This is a genomic window from Epilithonimonas sp. (assembly GCF_036780765.1).
Taxonomy (GTDB): Bacteria; Bacteroidota; Bacteroidia; order Flavobacteriales; family Weeksellaceae; genus Epilithonimonas.
In genome coordinates this window covers 213,436-228,667 of the sequence record NZ_DAIQCG010000002.1, presented here as the reverse complement: position 1 = coordinate 228,667, position 15,232 = coordinate 213,436, and the positions used below count along the sequence as shown (strand labels likewise).

Genomic DNA, 15,232 nt, shown 5'->3' with positions numbered 1-15,232 from the left:
TTTTGTTTTATAGGGAATAATCAAATATTAAAATCCATATTGCAATCCAATTTGGAAACCGCTATTTCTAAGTTGTTTGTCACTATTATTCCAGCTGGTAGAACCATTTTTTTTAATATCAGTAAAACCAATAATGTATCTAGCTCCAATTGCCATATTATTGAATTTGAAACCCAACCCAATCCCTCCACTGAGATCTAATTGGTTATAAGCATCTTTATCCTTTTCTATTATAGTTTTACTATCGCTTACGTATTTATTTTTATTACCAATCAAAACCCCGAACTGAGGTCCACCTTCTACATAAAATTTTGGAATCAATTCAAACTGAAACATAATTGGCATTGATAAATAATTAAGATTCAGCGTGTGTGATGTATTACCATTCGTATATTTTACACCCATATTGTTGTAAATTAATTCTGGTTGAATACTAAGTAAAGCATTAACCGGCGCATTCATATACAATCCTGCATAAAAACCAACCTTAGAATTTTTATCGCCCCATCCCTTTTCTTGACTGATGGTTGAGATGTTTGCTCCACCTTTAACACCAAATGATTGAGAGTAAACCAATGACATCATCGTTAATCCCAACAACCCAAATATTTTCTTCATATATATAATCGTTTATGAAGAACAAAAATATAAATTATGAAATAAAAAAAGACCGAATTAATCGGTCTTTTTTTATTTCATAATTTGTGATTTAGAATTTGTATGATAAACCAACTTGGAAAGTGTTATTTCTGTTTTTGTTGTTATCATTACTAGTGGATGTAGTTCCATCTTCACCATTAGATTGTTTACTAATATCGGTAAAACCAGCAACATATCTTGCATTGATACCAAAATTAGGAGTGAAGTTGAAACCTAAACCAAGACCAGCTCCCATATTGAATTTACTTGTTTGATCTTTGATATCCAGAGTACCAGATTCCGAACTTGTAGTAGTAGTATCTCCAATAGTAGTGGTAGTTGTAGTATCACCTTTTGCCTTAGCACCAACTAAGAATCCAAATTCAGGACCTGCTTCTAAATAAAAGTTAGGTGTTGCATGAAATTGAAACATTACTGGCACTGTAATATAATCTAAATTGACACTGTTTGAAGTTTTGCTGGTATAAGTTCCCCCAAATACATTACCATTCACAGATTCTGTTGTTTTTGCTCCCATCTGGCTATATAAAACCTCTGGTTGGATACTGAATTGTTCTGATAAAGGCGCATTCATAAAAACACCACCATAGAAACCAGCTTTTGATTTTGAATCTTCATAACCATCATCAGAGATTGATGAAATGTTAAGACCCGCTTTTAAACCGAATGACGGACTAGTTTGTGCAAATGCAAATGTTCCCGCTACTAAACCTAATCCTAAAAATAACTTTTTCATAATTTCAAATTTTAAATTTTGTTTTTACGAGATGGGTAATTCCAAAATCTTTGCCAAAATTCAAAAAATCAATTATTACAAACGTTTATCGAGTCTAAACACCCAAAATAAAACATTCATTTTCAACATATTAAAATACTATTTAACAAATAATAAAATTAATTTTTGTCGAATTCTTTATAGAAATTTAGGGTCAAAATAATCTGTTCGGCGCTCAATTTTTGATCAAAAAGACAAGATCCTACTCCATTTATCAGTGAAAAATTGATATTTCCGTCCTGATTTTTTTTGTCATTGAACATCAAATCCATAATAGCAGCATTCTTAAATTCTGAAATATCGATGTAAGGAAAGAGTCTTTTTATTTTACTAATAATGGCAGATGAAACCTCAACATCAATCAATCCACAAAGAAAAGCCAAATGTGTTTCGCAAATCATTCCAAGTGCTACAGCCTCTCCGTGAGGAATTAAGTTTCCTTTTTTAAGAAAAAGACTTTCTACAGCGTGTCCAATCGTGTGACCAAAGTTGAGCGTTTTTCTAACATTTTCCTCTTTGAAATCCTGAGAAACCACATTATTTTTGATTTCCATACTGCGGCTGATGAATGGAGAAACAGACTCAGGCGTTATTTTATCAAGAGAACTTAACTCATTCCAATGTTCTGCATCAGCAATTAATCCGTGTTTCAGCATTTCTGCAAAACCACTTCTTAGTTCTTCAAATTTTAAAGTTTCTAAGAATTTTGGATAAAAGAAAATACCTTCTGGTAATGCAAATGTTCCGATAATATTTTTCAAATATTGATGATCAATTCCCGTTTTCCCACCAATTGACGCATCACACATCGATAGCAAAGTTGTAGGAATATTGATGAATTTGAAACCTCTCTTATAAGTCGAAGCTACAAAACCACCTATATCCGTAATCACACCTCCACCAAGATTAATCAATAAAGATTTTCTGTCCGCTTCCATTTCCGAGAAAATTTCCCAAAGTTGTGTTGCGGTCTCTATATTTTTATTTTCTTCGCCTGCTTCTATCTCTATAACTTCAAAAGGTGCATCGGTTTCCAGATTGGGAAGTAAGATCGGCAAACAATGATTGTGCGTATTCTCGTCTACCAAAATAAAAATTTTACTTGGTTTGATTTGATCGATATATTCATTAAGACTTGTGAAATCTTGGTCAAGTTCCTTTATCATAACTCAAATTTTAACAAAAATAAAAACAAATTATTTAGGATGTCACTTATTTGAAGTTAATTTTCTATTTGGACTCATTATCTTCACTCTAAAAATCCTCCTATTTATAATTTTTTAAATCTTCCTGAAAATTTAAAGATTGTTTTAGCAACTCTGCAATCTCTACAGAATTAGGATTTTTAGGTTGAATGATTTTTCCATTGTTAAAATAAAACCTTGATTCTGAAATTAATCTTGGCTCGCGAAGATTTCCTTTCTCATCAATAGTCTGATATTTTTTACGAAGCACAAAAATCAATTTCTTTTTATCATAATATAACTGAGTAGAGATTTCCGAATTGGACAATCCGACAGAATGTACTATTTTCTTCAATTCATTATTGTTATAATAAGCTTCTATTTCTTGTCCATTATCCGTCACTTCACGTTTCACATCGGTAAAATAATCATTGGGAATTTTCTTTACAATTAGGTTTTTGGATTTGTTAATGTCTTCCACTTGTTTTCTAATCAAGCTAATGTCTTGGCCAAAACCAAAAATTGAAATGCAGAAAACCCACAAAATGATAAACTTTTTCATTGGATTAAATTAAACAAAAAAGAGAAGCAAAACTGCTTCTCTTTATAAGTATATTGATGTAAAATCTTACATATGAATTGCACGCTTTCCAGTCGCATCCAAAGCAGCTTCTTTTACAGCTTCTGCATAAGTAGGGTGCGCGTGAGAACTTCTTGCGATGTCTTCTGCACTTGCACGGAACTCCATTGCCATAACGCCTTCTGCAACCAAATCCGCAGCTCTCGCCCCAATCATATGGAAACCTAGAACTTCGTCTGTTTTTTCGTCAGCGATGATTTTTACAAATCCGTCTGTGTCTCCACTTGCACGGCTTCTTCCTAAAGCTCTCATTGGGAAACTTCCTACTTTGTAAGCCACACCTTCTTCTTTCAGTTGCTCTTCTGTTTTACCAACACCAGCAACTTCTGGCCAAGTGTAAACTACTCCAGGGATTAAATTATAATTGATGTGAGGCTTTTGTCCAGCTAAAATTTCAGCTACCAAAGTTCCTTCTTCTTCCGCTTTGTGAGCCAACATTGCACCTTTGATAACGTCACCAATGGCGTAAATGTTAGAAACATTAGTTTGCAAATGGTCGTTGGTTTTCACTCTTCCTCTTTCGTCCAGTTCTACACCAGCTTTTTCCAAACCAAGTCCGTCTGTGTATGGTCTTCTACCAACAGAAACCAAAACATAATCGCCCTCGAAGTTTACTTCTTCGCCTTTTTTGTTTTTAGCGGTTACTTTTACAGAATCTCCGTTTCTCTCCACAGCAGAAACCGCCGTAGAAAGTTCGAATTTCATCCCTTGTTTTCTCAGAACTTTTTGTAACTCTTTGGAAAGCGCACCGTCCATTCCTGGGATGATTTTGTCCATAAACTCAACCACAGTTACCTGAGAACCTAATCTCAAATAGACAGAACCAAGCTCAAGACCGATAACACCACCACCGATAACTACCAAATGTTTTGGAATTTCTTTCAAGTTCAAAGCTTCTGTAGAAGTTATGATTCTTTCTTTATCTAAAGTGATGAAAGGTAAACTAGATGGCTTAGAACCTGTTGCGATAATTGTATATTTTGAATCGATGATTTCTGAAGAACCGTCATTTTTCGTCACTTTGATTTGAGTTGCAGATTCGAAGCTTCCAAGACCTTCAAAAACAGTGATTTTGTTTTTGTCCATCAAAAAGTTAATTCCTTTTGTTGTCTGCTCTACAACACCGTTTTTACGTTCAATCATTTTTGCCAAATCTACTTTCGGCTCATCGATGATAATTCCGTAATCTGCAAACTCGTGTTTTGCTTTTTCGAAATGCTCAGAACTGTCCAGCAAAGCTTTGGAAGGGATACAACCCACGTTAAGACAAGTTCCGCCCAACGTAGAATATTTTTCAATAATTGCAGTTTTGAAACCTAATTGCGCAGCTCTGATTGCTGCAACATATCCGCCAGGACCAGAACCGATAACGGTTACATCAAATTGACTCATATCTTTGTGATTATTATTCGAATAAAAATTTCCTCAAATTTACGAATTTTAGACGAATTTAAACACAATGAAAACGAAGTTTTCTCACAAGGCATACAAGGTTTTCAGTTTAATTTGTGGACTTTGTGAAATACTTTGTGCCTTTGTGGTTAATGCCTATTTTTGCAACAGATATTTCAAAATTCCTTAATATGTCAATCGAAAAAAATTATCAAAATATCCTTTCTCAACTTCCAGAAAATGTAAAATTGGTAACGGTTTCCAAAACTAATCCAGCTGAAAAAATAAAAGAAGTTTATGATCTGGGACAACGTGCTTTTGGAGAAAATAAAGTTCAGGAATTACTGGAAAAACAGCCTGTTCTTCCAAATGATATCGAATGGCATTTGATAGGACATCTTCAAACCAACAAAGTAAAATACATTGCTGGTTTTATTGCAATGATAGAAAGCATCGACAGCGAAAAACTGTTGAAAGAAGTGGATAAAGAAGCTTTAAAAAACAATCGGAAAATCAATGTTTTGCTTCAGGTAAAAATAGCTAAAGAAGACACTAAATTTGGTTTAACAGTTGATGAAGCCAAAGCTATTTTCAATCAATATCTTAATGGTAATTTTCCGAACATCGAAATCAAAGGCTTGATGGGAATGGCGAGTTTTGTGGATGATGAAACTCAAATCCGTGAAGAATTTTCTGTTCTGAAAAATCTTTTTGATGAATTATCTCAACTAAAATCTTTAGAAATTCTGTCAATGGGAATGAGCGGCGATTTTCCAATTGCAATAGAATCTGGTTCTAATTCTGTAAGAGTTGGTTCGGCAATTTTTGGAGAAAGGCATTATTCTTAAACACAAGGTACACTAAGTTTCCGCACAAGGTACACAAAGATTTTTTTTAATTTGTGCTGTTTGTGAAAGACTTTGAGTCTTTGTGGTTTAATAAATCCTTATAAATTTTCATCACTTCCTCAGCAATTATCTCATCATTGAATTTCTGAACGAACTGCAAACCCTTTTCGGCACGGCGATTTCGCTCAGATTCGTTGTCCCAAAGGAAATTAATTTTTGCTTTGATGTCATCCACATTTTCAGGGTTCACATAAACAGAATCTGGTCCGCCAGCTTCCGGCAGACAGCTTTTGTTGCTTGTAATGACCACGGTTTCTGAAAACAAAGCTTCGATGATAGGAATACCAAAACCTTCGAAAAAACTCGGATAAATGAAAATATCGGCAAGTCTATAAATACCAGCAAGTTCCTCCATCGAAACATTCTCGAGAAAAGAAACTTCAATTTTATATTTTTTGATTAATTGATTAATTTTTTGAAAATATTTTTTATTCTTTTTCCCAATGACAACTAATGGAATATCGCTTCCTTCCAATGCTTTTACAACACTCAGAAGATTTTTCCTGTCTTCGATTGTTCCAACATTCAAAAGAAATCTTTTAGGAAGATTGAATTTATCTTTAACTTGATTTAAGAATTCTTCCGTTGGTTTTTCTTTGAAACTTGCGTAGCAACCCTGATAAACAACATCAATTTTATTTTCATCAACTTTAAGAAATTGGATTATATCTCGCTTGGTTTGTTCGGAAATAGCAATAATTTTATCCGCAGAATTAGCCGCTTTTCTGAACTTCCAAAAATGAATTTTTCTATCAAACCAAGTATAATATTGCGGAAATCTCACGAAAATTAAATCGTGAATTGTAACCACTTTTTTAATTGGTTTTGAATTCCATTTTAATGGCAATTCGCCAGATAATCCGTGGAAAATATCTGCATCAAGATTCTGTGCATCTTTTCCCATTTTAAGTTGGCGTGACATTTTTCCTATGGAAGTTTCAATAAAAGAAACATTCGAAGAATCAAGAATTTGTTTTCCTCTTTCGGATTTGTTTTTATTGAGAAGAATATATTGATTTTCAGGATAAAATCTCGCCAAAATCCTAATCAAATCCCGAGAATAATTCCCTAATCCTGAAGCATTATGAAAAAAACGTTTGGCATCGTAAGCAATCTTCATAAAATAATTATTCAGGTTTTATGATATCTATTGTTTGTTGTTTTTTCTTCCAGTGTTCTGATTTTTTCTCGTAAAGGAAAAATTTGCCCAATTTATATTTGAATTTTAAAAAACCTCGAAACTCAATCCCTTCAAAAATTCTATGTGGAATATTAGGATTTTCTTCCAAACATTGGTTCACAGCGATAGTAAAAGCTGCTGGCCCAGTAGTTTGATGAACGTCGTGTGGGAAACGATGGGTTTCTATATTGTCGACAATCATTTCCAAAGTTTTCTTTAGAAATGGATGCCCTTCTTCAGAAATCAAAGCCCATTGAACAAAAAACTGAGGATGTCTCTCCCTACTTAAAATTGCTGAATCTTCTGGCTTTATAAGATATTTCAACGGCTTAGTCATTCCGCTATCAACATCCAGATATACACCGCCCTTTTTGTAAAGAATTGCATAACGGAAAAAATCAGCTTTTGCAGCACCAATAGTTAGGCGATTATAAGCTTTCAAATAATTGGGAGGATATTCCTGCTCCAAAAATTGATTAATTTCCGCATCATCATATAAATGATAAGTGTAATCTGGATTACGTCTTTTCATATTCCAAATATGCCATTTTGTTATAAATGGCAATTTTTTGGTTTTGAAAGTCTGAAAGATTTGTTTTGGAATAGCCATGTCTCAAAAGATTAGAAGGCAACACCTTGGTTATTAGTTTTATATTTTTATTATACCGCTACATTATTTTCTCTCAACGCATCATTAAGAGAAGTTTTTTTATCGGTAGATTCTTTTCTTTTTCCGATGATTAATGCACACGGAACCTGGAATTCTCCTGCAGGAAATTTCTTCGTATAACTTCCAGGGATTACAACCGAACGTTCTGGCACATAACCTTTCATTTCAACTGGAGAATCTCCTGTAACATCAATAATTTTAGTTGACATTGTGAGACAAACATTTGCGCCAAGGACTGCTTCTTTACCAACACGAACACCTTCTACCACGATACAACGTGAACCGATAAACGCATCGTCTTCAATAATTACTGGGGCCGCTTGCAGTGGTTCCAAAACACCTCCAATTCCTACACCTCCACTCAAGTGAACATTTTTACCGATTTGTGCGCAGCTTCCTACAGTTGCCCAAGTATCAACCATTGTTCCTGAATCTACATAAGCTCCAATATTAACATACGAAGGCATCATAATCACGCCACTTGCTACAAAACTTCCGTGTCTTGCAATCGCATGAGGAACTACTCTTACACCTTTTTCAGCATAATTTTTCTTCAACGGAATTTTATCGTGAAATTCGAATGGACCAACTTCTATGGTTTCCATTGTTTGGATTGGGAAATACATCACCACACCTTTTTTTACCCACTCGTTGATTTGCCAACCATTCTCAGTTGGTTCAGCGGTACGTAATTCTCCAGCATCCAATTTTGCAACAACTTCTCTTACTGCATTCTGATATTCTTCTTCTTTCAAAAGGTCTCGGTTATCCCAAGCTTTTTCGATTTTTTCCTGTAAAGACATTATTTATATTTTACTTTTAAATTAAATTGAATTTGGACAAAAATAATAAATCTAAAGCACACTTCTCGCAAAAAGGAAAGCTTTGTTCCAATAAGCTTCATTAAGGGAAGAAATAATAACTCCCTTTGAAGTTGAGGCATGAATAAAAGTTACTTCCCCATTATTAAGAATATCGTGAACAATTCCAACGTGGGTGACTGAAGATCCGCCAGCTGTTGCAAAAAACAAAAGATCACCCGGTTTTGCATCGGAAATATTGACTGAATTTCCAAATTTCCCTTGATCCTCAGAACGTCTTGGCATTTTCATATCATTCTCATCAAAAACTTTACAAACTAAACCTGAACAATCAAAACCAGCTTTTGTATTTCCTGCATATTTGTAAGGTGTTCCAAGATAGTTTTCAGCATCGTTGATAATTGATTTTCTTGTTTCAGAAACACTTCCAGTATAATTGGAATTTAATTTTTTAAGACTTGCAGATTTTGAAGTGGTTGTTGGTTTTTTATAAGAATATTTTTTTGTAGGCTTAGAAGCACCACAGGAAACCAGAATAATTGAAAATATAATTACCAGTACAGAGTTTTTCATTAGACATTGTTTTAAAGTAATTATGCTTCGATATGAATCAATTTTTGCTTACTGTACAAAAATAGGTTAGTTTAATTTTCCAAACAAACAATTGAATAAAAAAAAGAGAAGTTTTAAAAACTTCTCTCAGGTAAATATATTGATTGTAATGTGGTCCGAAAAGAGGGCAACTAGTGCCCCCTTTAATCAATAATCAGGTTCTATGAACTTGCTTATTTGATTTTTTATGAGCAAATTTTTTGCCAAACAAAAAAAATAACCTTTTGAAATTCAGAAGGTTATTTCCAGTGGAGAATACGGGGATCGAACCCGTCACCTCAACACTGCCAGTGTTGCGCTCTAGCCAGATGAGCTAATCCCCCATTAATCTTACAATGATAAGAATTTTGTGGGAAGAAATATCAAAAACTTAATAAAAATTTAAAATAAAAAATCGGGCTCAAATAAATCTAAACCCGATTCCTGTAAAACGTAAAATTTAAAAATATGAAATCAATTTTGATTTGATTTTAAATACTCATCGATGATATCAAATGCTTTTTTTTCGTCTTTGATATCGACTTTAATAAAAGTGTTGGTTGCAGTGGGCGTAGATAAAAAACTAAGATAAGAGTTCTCTACATCACATTTTATTCCTGCATCTTCCAGCCTAAATTTTATAAGCTGAATCTCCTGTGGGCTATTACTTTCGTAAACAGCCACTCTTGTTGTTGCATCCATAATTCAGATTTTTGATTTTTATTAAGCAAAGCAATTTACGAAAAAAATATCATAATCTGAAATTCCTTATATTAAATTCTCAAATATTGAATTAATTTTATCTAAAATAATTTGGATTTCTTCTTTTTTTACATTCAGATGTGGACGGAATCTAAGCGACTGGTCTCCGCACGTTAAAATGATAATTCCTTCGTCATAAAGCTTGCTTCTCAACCACTCTCTGGAATCGCCATCTTTCAGGTCAAATGCGCACATCAAACCTTTTCCTCTTGCAGCAGAAATATGGTCTGGAAATTTCTGCGCTAATTTTTTCAATCCCTCTAATAGAAATTCACCTACAACTCTAGAATTTTCAACCAGATTTTCATTTTCAATAATTTCTAAAACCAGTTGAAAACGAAGCATATCAATAAAATTTCCTCCAAAAGTTGAATTGATCCTAGAACTTTCTACGAAAACGTGATGTTCTACTTCATCCAATTTTTCCTTATTGGCAAGAATTCCACAAACCTGAGTTTTCTTACCAAAAGTGATAACGTCCGGAATAATATCAAGATGTTGGAAAGCCCACATTTTCCCCGTCATTCCAATTCCTGTCTGAACTTCGTCAAGGATAAGAAGAATTTCGTTTTCATCACAGATTTTTCTTAATTCAGTAAAGAATTCATTTCTGAAATGATTATCGCCTCCTTCTGCTTGGATTGGCTCAATAATCACACAAGCCACTTCATCAGGATTCGTCAAAATCGCTTCCTGAATATGCAATAAAGCCAATTGCTCGTGCTTAATTGTTTCTTCCAAATTATCTTCTGTAATTGGGAAATTCAGTTTTGGATTGGTAATTCTTGGCCAATCGAATTTGGGGAAATATTGGTGTTTTCTAGGGTCAGATGTATTGGTTAAAGACAATGTATAACCACTTCTTCCGTGGAAAGATTGCTTGAAATGGATGACCATTCCCGCTTCTTTATCAATATTTTTCTGCCAATTCTTTCTGGTTTTCCAGTCGAAAGCAGTTTTTAAAGCATTTTCAACAGCCAGAGCACCACCTTCTACGAAAAAGCAATAAGGTAATTCTTTTGGAATCGCCACTCTGGAAAAAACCTCCATAAAATCTGCATATTCCTGTAAATAAACATCGCTCAAAGTCGGTTTATACGTTGCTAATCTTCCCAGCCAATTAGCTTTTTCCAAAATGTAAGGATGATTGTAACCTACGGAAGCCGATGCGAACATAGAGAACATATCAAGATATTCTTTGCCTGTCAAGCGGTCCACAATGTATGAACCGTGGGACTTTTCAAAATCCATTACAAAATCGAAACCATCGGCTAGGATGTGTTTTCCTAATGTTTCTTTTACTTTATTCTCGTGTACAAGTGTGCTCATTTGTTATAAGTGATAAATGATGATTGATAAATGATAAATGCGGAGTAAAAACTTCCGACATCTGCCTTCCAGCTTCTAACTTAATTAATCTAAATCGAATTTAATTCCTTGTGCCAAAGGCAAACTGGTTGTGTAATTAATCGTGTTGGTTTGTCTTCTCATATAATATTTCCAGACATCGGAACCAGATTCTCTTCCACCGCCGGTTTCTTTTTCGCCACCAAAAGCACCTCCGATTTCAGCACCTGAAGTTCCAATATTGACGTTCGCAATGCCACAATCTGAACCTCCGTTGGAAAGGAACAATTCTGCTTCACGAAGATTCTGAGTCATAATTGCAGAGCTCAAACCTTGCGGAACATCATTTTGGATTGCTATTGCTTCTTCTAAAGTTTTGTATTTAATCAAATAAAGAATTGGTGCAAAAGTCTCGTGCTGAACAATCTCGTAACTATTTTCAACCTCAGCGATACAAGGTTTTACGTAGCAACCAGAATTGTAATTTTCACCTTCCAAAACGCCACCTTCTACGATGAATTTCCCACCTTCAGATTTACATTTCTCGATAGAATCCTGATATTGTTTAACTGCAGATTTATCGATAAGTGGTCCAACGTGATTGGTTTCATCCAAGGGATTTCCGATTTTAAGTTGTCCATAAGCTTTTACCAGACGATTTTTCACATCCTCATAAACAGATTCGTGGATAATCAAACGTCTTGTGGAAGTACATCTTTGTCCAGCCGTCCCAACTGCGCCGAAAACGGCACCGATGATTGACATATTAAGGTCTGCATTTTCTGTAATGATGATGGCATTATTACCACCCAATTCCAGAATCGATTTTCCGAAACGTTCTGCTACATTTTTCCCGACAATTCTTCCAACTCTTGTAGAACCAGTGAAAGAAACCAAAGCAATTCTTTTATCATTGACTAATTTGTCTCCAATTTCGTGATCCGCAATTACAAGACTAGAAATTCCTTCTGGCAATCCATTTTCTCTTGCAACTTCAGCGAAAATATTTTGACAAGCAATCGCGCAAAGTGGTGTTTTTTCTGATGGTTTCCAGATGACAACATTTCCACAAATCCAAGCTAAAGCTGCATTCCAGCTCCAAACTGCTACTGGAAAATTGAAAGCGGATATCACACCAACAATTCCTAGCGGATGATATTGTTCGTACATCCTGTGTCCTGGTCTTTCTGAATGCATTGTGTAACCGTGAAGCTGACGGGATAATCCGACTGCAAAATCGCAGATGTCAATCATTTCCTGAACTTCGCCAAGACCTTCCTGCAAAGACTTCCCCATTTCGTAAGAAACCAATTTACCTAAATCATCTTTGTATTCTCTTAGTTTATTTCCAAATTGACGAACCAAATCGCCACGTTTCGGCGAAGGAACTTGTCTGAACTCTTTATAAGCTTCCTGTGCTTTCGCAACCACTTTTTCATAGTCATTAGCATCTGAAGTTTTCACAGAAGCAATCTTATTTCCGTCAACGGGAGAAAAGCTTTCTATATTTTGTCCAGACGAGAAAAATTCTAATCCGGTAGAAGTACCATTATTTTGTGTTGATATGCCTAATCTTTTTAGGTTATCTAATATCGAAATAGAGGACATAAATTTTGTTTTTTTAGAAGTTTCTAAAGATAAAAATATATTTCGAACGACAAAATTCAAAACTAACAAACGTTAGTAATAGATTAAAACTTAATAGGAAATTAAAGAATAAAACAAAATAATTAATTTGTAAATGAGAAGGTTACGAATCAAGTCACTTTAACAACGGCGACTTAAAAATCTATAAATTAAGGATTTTATAATTTTGAATCAATCTAAATTGCAAAAATTTTCATATTTTTGAAAAAAATAAAAATGGAAGACCAATTACAAACTACTGAAGAAAAGAAATTGCCGAAGTGGAAAAGTCTGCTGAAAAAATTTGGAATTGGTGGTATTATTTTTTTTACAGTAAAAGGCATCATCACTTCTACCCTAATCTATTTTCTTGGGAAAAATTTTTGGGTCATCATCAAAGATTATGTGACCCAGTGGTTTGATTAAACTAAGTTTTACTACTTATTTAAAATAAAAAAATCCTTTATAATAAAGGATTTAATTTTTTAACGGTAGCCAAAGTTTTTCAGATCTCTGTCATTTTTTCGCCAGTCTTTTTTGACTTTCACAAACAGATTAAGATGAATTTTCTTTCCAAAGAATTTCTCCAAATCTATTCTTGCCTCTGTTCCAACTTTCTTAATAGCTTCGCCTTTGTGGCCGATGATAATTCCTTTCTGCGTATCTCTTTCTACATAGATAATAGAATCTATCACAATTGCGCCCTCTTTTTCTTTGAAAATTTCCGTCACCACTTCTACAGAATATGGAATTTCTTTTTCGTAATTAAGAAGAATTTTCTCACGAATAGCCTCATTCACAAAAAAACGCTCAGGTTTGTCTGTGTACATATCTTTGTCATAATATGCAGGACTTTCTGGCAACATAGATTTCAGTTTCGGAAGTATAATTTCTGTATTGAAATTGTTAAGCGCAGAAATCGGAAGAATCTCAGCTTTCGGGATCCTCTCGTGCCATTCTGTTGCTATTTTTTCTAGATCTTCTTGGTTAGTTTGGTCAATTTTATTTAATAGTAATAAAACCGGAACAGGAATTTTATTCAGTTTATCAATTAAAAATTCGGATGGTTCTGATTTGTCCGTCACATCTACAATGAACAAGAAAACATCTGCATCCTGTAAAGAATCTTTCACAAAATCCATCATTTTTTCCTGCAAACCATATTTTGGATCCAAAACACCTGGCGTATCAGAAAAAACTATCTGCAAATCTTCTTCATTATAAATCCCGAAAATACGGTGACGTGTCGTTTGCGCTTTTTGGGTAACAATTGCCAGTTTCTCTCCCATTAATTGATTGAGAAGTGTCGATTTTCCGGCATTCGGTTTCCCTACGATATTTACGAATCCTGCTTTGTGCATTGATTTTAAATTAAAATGATTAAAAATTAAAAGATTGAAAACCTTTTAATGGATTGCAAAGTTACGGAAATTTCAAGGGAAGATTTGAAATTGTTGATTAATAAAAAATCGGTTCAACTTTGAGCCTATTTTTTTATTTTAAAGTTCTACCTTTGAAAATTCATTATTTCAAATAATCGTTTATGTTTACAGACAAAGAAATTTCAGAAATCAATCATCTTCTCGTTCCGGAAAATAATATCGTTATTGTAACGCATTATAATCCCGACGGAGACGCCATTGGTTCTTCTCTCGGTCTAAAACATTACTTGAAAACAAAAGGTTTGGATGCCACTGTAATTACGCCAAACGACTTTCCAAAATTCCTGAAATGGATGCCGGAAGCCAAAAAAATTCTGATTGCAGATTACAAAAGAAAGGTGGCTGGTGAAGCGATTTATAGTGCTGATGTTATTTTTTGTCTTGATTTTAATTCACCTTCAAGAATTGGACTTCTTGGCGATTGGGTAACCAAATCCAGAGCCAAAAAAGTTCTGATTGACCATCACCAGATGCCGGAACAATTTGATTATGTTTATTCTGACACCACAGTTCCTGCGACTTGCCAAATGGTTTATCATTTCATCCAAGCGAATAATGACGAAAAACTGGTCAATCTTGATATTGCGCAATGTCTTTATACAGGAATAATGACCGATACAGGCGGATTCAGGTTCCGTTCTACGAGTGCGACGACTCATAGAATTGTAGCAGATTTGATTGAAAAAGGCGCCGATCCTGCCGTTATCACTTCCAATACTTGGGATACGAATACAATCTCACGATTACATCTTCTTTCTTTAGTTCTTAGCAGAATCGAGTTGATTAAAGATGGAAAAGTCGCTATTCTTTGGTTAAAACGCACTGAACTAAAAGAATATGGCTTTGATAAAGGTGATACAGAAGGATTTGTGAACTACGGTTTAAGCCTGGCAGGAACCAAAATGGCAGCTTTTTTTATGGAAGACCTTTACGAAGATTTTATCAAAATATCTTTCCGTTCCAAAGATTCTGTAGATACGAATCAGTTTGCAAGAAAACATTTCAATGGGGGCGGCCATATCAATGCTTCTGGTGGGAAATATTTTAAATCTATGGAAGACACTATTGAAGATTTTAAAGAAAAAATTGAAACGGAGGATTTTTAATCTTCTAATTGATAGACAAAATTTGTTTTCTTGACAAAAGCCCTAGCCCCGATAGTAGCGGCATCCTTTTTTGTGATTGCGATTGACAAAAAGTTCAACAGATTGCTTCACTTCGTTCGCAATGACAA

Annotated in this window: 16 protein-coding genes and 1 tRNA gene; 3 read left to right on the top strand and 14 right to left on the bottom strand. The window is 34.4% G+C overall.

The annotated features are described in order from the left end of the window. Positions 1–27 precede the first annotated feature (27 nt). The 5 genes from V7P73_RS04510 to lpdA all read right to left on the bottom strand — a co-directional run bounded on the left by V7P73_RS04510 (position 28) and on the right by lpdA (position 4,651). Positions 28–618: a porin family protein gene (locus V7P73_RS04510; RefSeq protein WP_333851753.1), complete on the bottom strand. Its 591-nt coding sequence runs from the start codon at positions 616–618 to the stop codon at positions 28–30. Between the two features lie 91 nt (positions 619–709). Further along, the gene (locus V7P73_RS04505) at positions 710–1,396 is read right to left on the bottom strand and encodes a porin family protein (protein ID WP_333851752.1); all 687 of its coding nucleotides are present in this window, start codon (positions 1,394–1,396) and stop codon (positions 710–712) included. Between the two features lie 158 nt (positions 1,397–1,554). After that, entirely contained in the window at positions 1,555–2,601 is a 1,047-nt protein-coding gene (gene aroB / locus V7P73_RS04500; RefSeq protein WP_333851751.1) for a 3-dehydroquinate synthase, read from the bottom strand. Positions 2,602–2,701: 100 nt separating this feature from the next. Then, positions 2,702–3,181: a hypothetical protein gene (locus V7P73_RS04495; protein WP_333851750.1), complete on the bottom strand. Its 480-nt coding sequence runs from the start codon at positions 3,179–3,181 to the stop codon at positions 2,702–2,704. 66 nt (positions 3,182–3,247) lie between these two features. Beyond that, positions 3,248–4,651 carry a dihydrolipoyl dehydrogenase gene (lpdA, locus tag V7P73_RS04490; protein WP_333851749.1) on the bottom strand — a complete coding sequence of 468 codons (1,404 nt, stop codon included), beginning with the start codon at positions 4,649–4,651 and terminating at the stop codon, positions 3,248–3,250. A gap of 191 nt (positions 4,652–4,842) precedes the next feature. On the opposite strand from lpdA, the gene V7P73_RS04485 reads away from it, so the two are divergent. After that, a complete protein-coding gene (locus V7P73_RS04485) occupies positions 4,843–5,499 on the top strand; it encodes a YggS family pyridoxal phosphate-dependent enzyme (protein WP_333851748.1) in 657 nt (218 codons plus the stop codon). Positions 5,500–5,545: 46 nt separating this feature from the next. Here V7P73_RS04485 and V7P73_RS04480 read toward each other — a convergent pair whose 3' ends face one another. The 8 genes from V7P73_RS04480 to amaB all read right to left on the bottom strand — a co-directional run bounded on the left by V7P73_RS04480 (position 5,546) and on the right by amaB (position 12,538). Further along, positions 5,546–6,679: a glycosyltransferase family 4 protein gene (locus V7P73_RS04480; RefSeq protein WP_333851747.1), complete on the bottom strand. Its 1,134-nt coding sequence runs from the start codon at positions 6,677–6,679 to the stop codon at positions 5,546–5,548. Between the two features lie 7 nt (positions 6,680–6,686). Then, entirely contained in the window at positions 6,687–7,349 is a 663-nt protein-coding gene (locus V7P73_RS04475) for a glycosyltransferase family 32 protein (RefSeq protein WP_333851746.1), read from the bottom strand. Between the two features lie 50 nt (positions 7,350–7,399). Next, positions 7,400–8,212 carry a 2,3,4,5-tetrahydropyridine-2,6-dicarboxylate N-succinyltransferase gene (locus tag V7P73_RS04470; protein ID WP_333851745.1) on the bottom strand — a complete coding sequence of 271 codons (813 nt, stop codon included), beginning with the start codon at positions 8,210–8,212 and terminating at the stop codon, positions 7,400–7,402. A gap of 51 nt (positions 8,213–8,263) precedes the next feature. Further along, positions 8,264–8,803 carry a C40 family peptidase gene (locus tag V7P73_RS04465; RefSeq protein ID WP_333851744.1) on the bottom strand — a complete coding sequence of 180 codons (540 nt, stop codon included), beginning with the start codon at positions 8,801–8,803 and terminating at the stop codon, positions 8,264–8,266. Positions 8,804–9,091: 288 nt separating this feature from the next. Beyond that, positions 9,092–9,165: transfer RNA gene (locus V7P73_RS04460), tRNA-Ala, on the bottom strand. Between the two features lie 130 nt (positions 9,166–9,295). Beyond that, positions 9,296–9,523 carry a DUF2007 domain-containing protein gene (locus V7P73_RS04455; RefSeq protein ID WP_074233258.1) on the bottom strand — a complete coding sequence of 76 codons (228 nt, stop codon included), beginning with the start codon at positions 9,521–9,523 and terminating at the stop codon, positions 9,296–9,298. Positions 9,524–9,589: 66 nt separating this feature from the next. Beyond that, positions 9,590–10,912 carry an L-lysine 6-transaminase gene (gene lat, locus V7P73_RS04450; RefSeq protein WP_333851743.1) on the bottom strand — a complete coding sequence of 441 codons (1,323 nt, stop codon included), beginning with the start codon at positions 10,910–10,912 and terminating at the stop codon, positions 9,590–9,592. Between the two features lie 84 nt (positions 10,913–10,996). Further along, positions 10,997–12,538 carry an L-piperidine-6-carboxylate dehydrogenase gene (amaB, locus tag V7P73_RS04445; RefSeq protein ID WP_333851742.1) on the bottom strand — a complete coding sequence of 514 codons (1,542 nt, stop codon included), beginning with the start codon at positions 12,536–12,538 and terminating at the stop codon, positions 10,997–10,999. A gap of 255 nt (positions 12,539–12,793) precedes the next feature. Here amaB and V7P73_RS04440 point away from each other — a divergent pair, with 255 nt between their 5' ends. Further along, positions 12,794–12,982 carry a hypothetical protein gene (locus V7P73_RS04440; protein ID WP_312419082.1) on the top strand — a complete coding sequence of 63 codons (189 nt, stop codon included), beginning with the start codon at positions 12,794–12,796 and terminating at the stop codon, positions 12,980–12,982. 59 nt (positions 12,983–13,041) lie between these two features. On the opposite strand, the gene era is transcribed toward V7P73_RS04440, so the two are convergent. Beyond that, positions 13,042–13,917, bottom strand: a complete 876-nt coding sequence (era, locus tag V7P73_RS04435) for a GTPase Era (protein WP_089767717.1) — start codon at positions 13,915–13,917, stop codon at positions 13,042–13,044. Positions 13,918–14,099: 182 nt separating this feature from the next. Between era and V7P73_RS04430 the strand changes: the two genes are divergently transcribed. Next, positions 14,100–15,104, top strand: a complete 1,005-nt coding sequence (locus V7P73_RS04430) for a DHH family phosphoesterase (protein ID WP_333851741.1) — start codon at positions 14,100–14,102, stop codon at positions 15,102–15,104. The last annotated feature ends 128 nt before the right edge of the window (positions 15,105–15,232 follow it).

Bases quoted from the DNA above. Each gene is read 5' to 3' on its own strand.
- V7P73_RS04455 (WP_074233258.1), bottom strand. From the start codon at position 9,523: ATGGATGCAACAACAAGAGTGGCTGTTTACGAAAGTAATAGCCCACAG.
- V7P73_RS04485 (WP_333851748.1), top strand. From the start codon at position 4,843: ATGTCAATCGAAAAAAATTATCAAAATATCCTTTCTCAACTTCCAGAA.
- V7P73_RS04510 (WP_333851753.1), bottom strand. From the start codon at position 618: ATGAAGAAAATATTTGGGTTGTTGGGATTAACGATGATGTCATTGGTT.
- V7P73_RS04440 (WP_312419082.1), top strand. From the start codon at position 12,794: ATGGAAGACCAATTACAAACTACTGAAGAAAAGAAATTGCCGAAGTGG.
- V7P73_RS04470 (WP_333851745.1), bottom strand. From the start codon at position 8,212: ATGTCTTTACAGGAAAAAATCGAAAAAGCTTGGGATAACCGAGACCTT.
- V7P73_RS04495 (WP_333851750.1), bottom strand. From the start codon at position 3,181: ATGAAAAAGTTTATCATTTTGTGGGTTTTCTGCATTTCAATTTTTGGT.
- V7P73_RS04465 (WP_333851744.1), bottom strand. From the start codon at position 8,803: ATGAAAAACTCTGTACTGGTAATTATATTTTCAATTATTCTGGTTTCC.
- lpdA (WP_333851749.1), bottom strand. From the start codon at position 4,651: ATGAGTCAATTTGATGTAACCGTTATCGGTTCTGGTCCTGGCGGATAT.
- V7P73_RS04475 (WP_333851746.1), bottom strand. From the start codon at position 7,349: ATGGCTATTCCAAAACAAATCTTTCAGACTTTCAAAACCAAAAAATTG.
- era (WP_089767717.1), bottom strand. From the start codon at position 13,917: ATGCACAAAGCAGGATTCGTAAATATCGTAGGGAAACCGAATGCCGGA.
- lat (WP_333851743.1), bottom strand. From the start codon at position 10,912: ATGAGCACACTTGTACACGAGAATAAAGTAAAAGAAACATTAGGAAAA.
- aroB (WP_333851751.1), bottom strand. From the start codon at position 2,601: ATGATAAAGGAACTTGACCAAGATTTCACAAGTCTTAATGAATATATC.
- amaB (WP_333851742.1), bottom strand. From the start codon at position 12,538: ATGTCCTCTATTTCGATATTAGATAACCTAAAAAGATTAGGCATATCA.
- V7P73_RS04505 (WP_333851752.1), bottom strand. From the start codon at position 1,396: ATGAAAAAGTTATTTTTAGGATTAGGTTTAGTAGCGGGAACATTTGCA.
- V7P73_RS04480 (WP_333851747.1), bottom strand. From the start codon at position 6,679: ATGAAGATTGCTTACGATGCCAAACGTTTTTTTCATAATGCTTCAGGA.
- V7P73_RS04430 (WP_333851741.1), top strand. From the start codon at position 14,100: ATGTTTACAGACAAAGAAATTTCAGAAATCAATCATCTTCTCGTTCCG.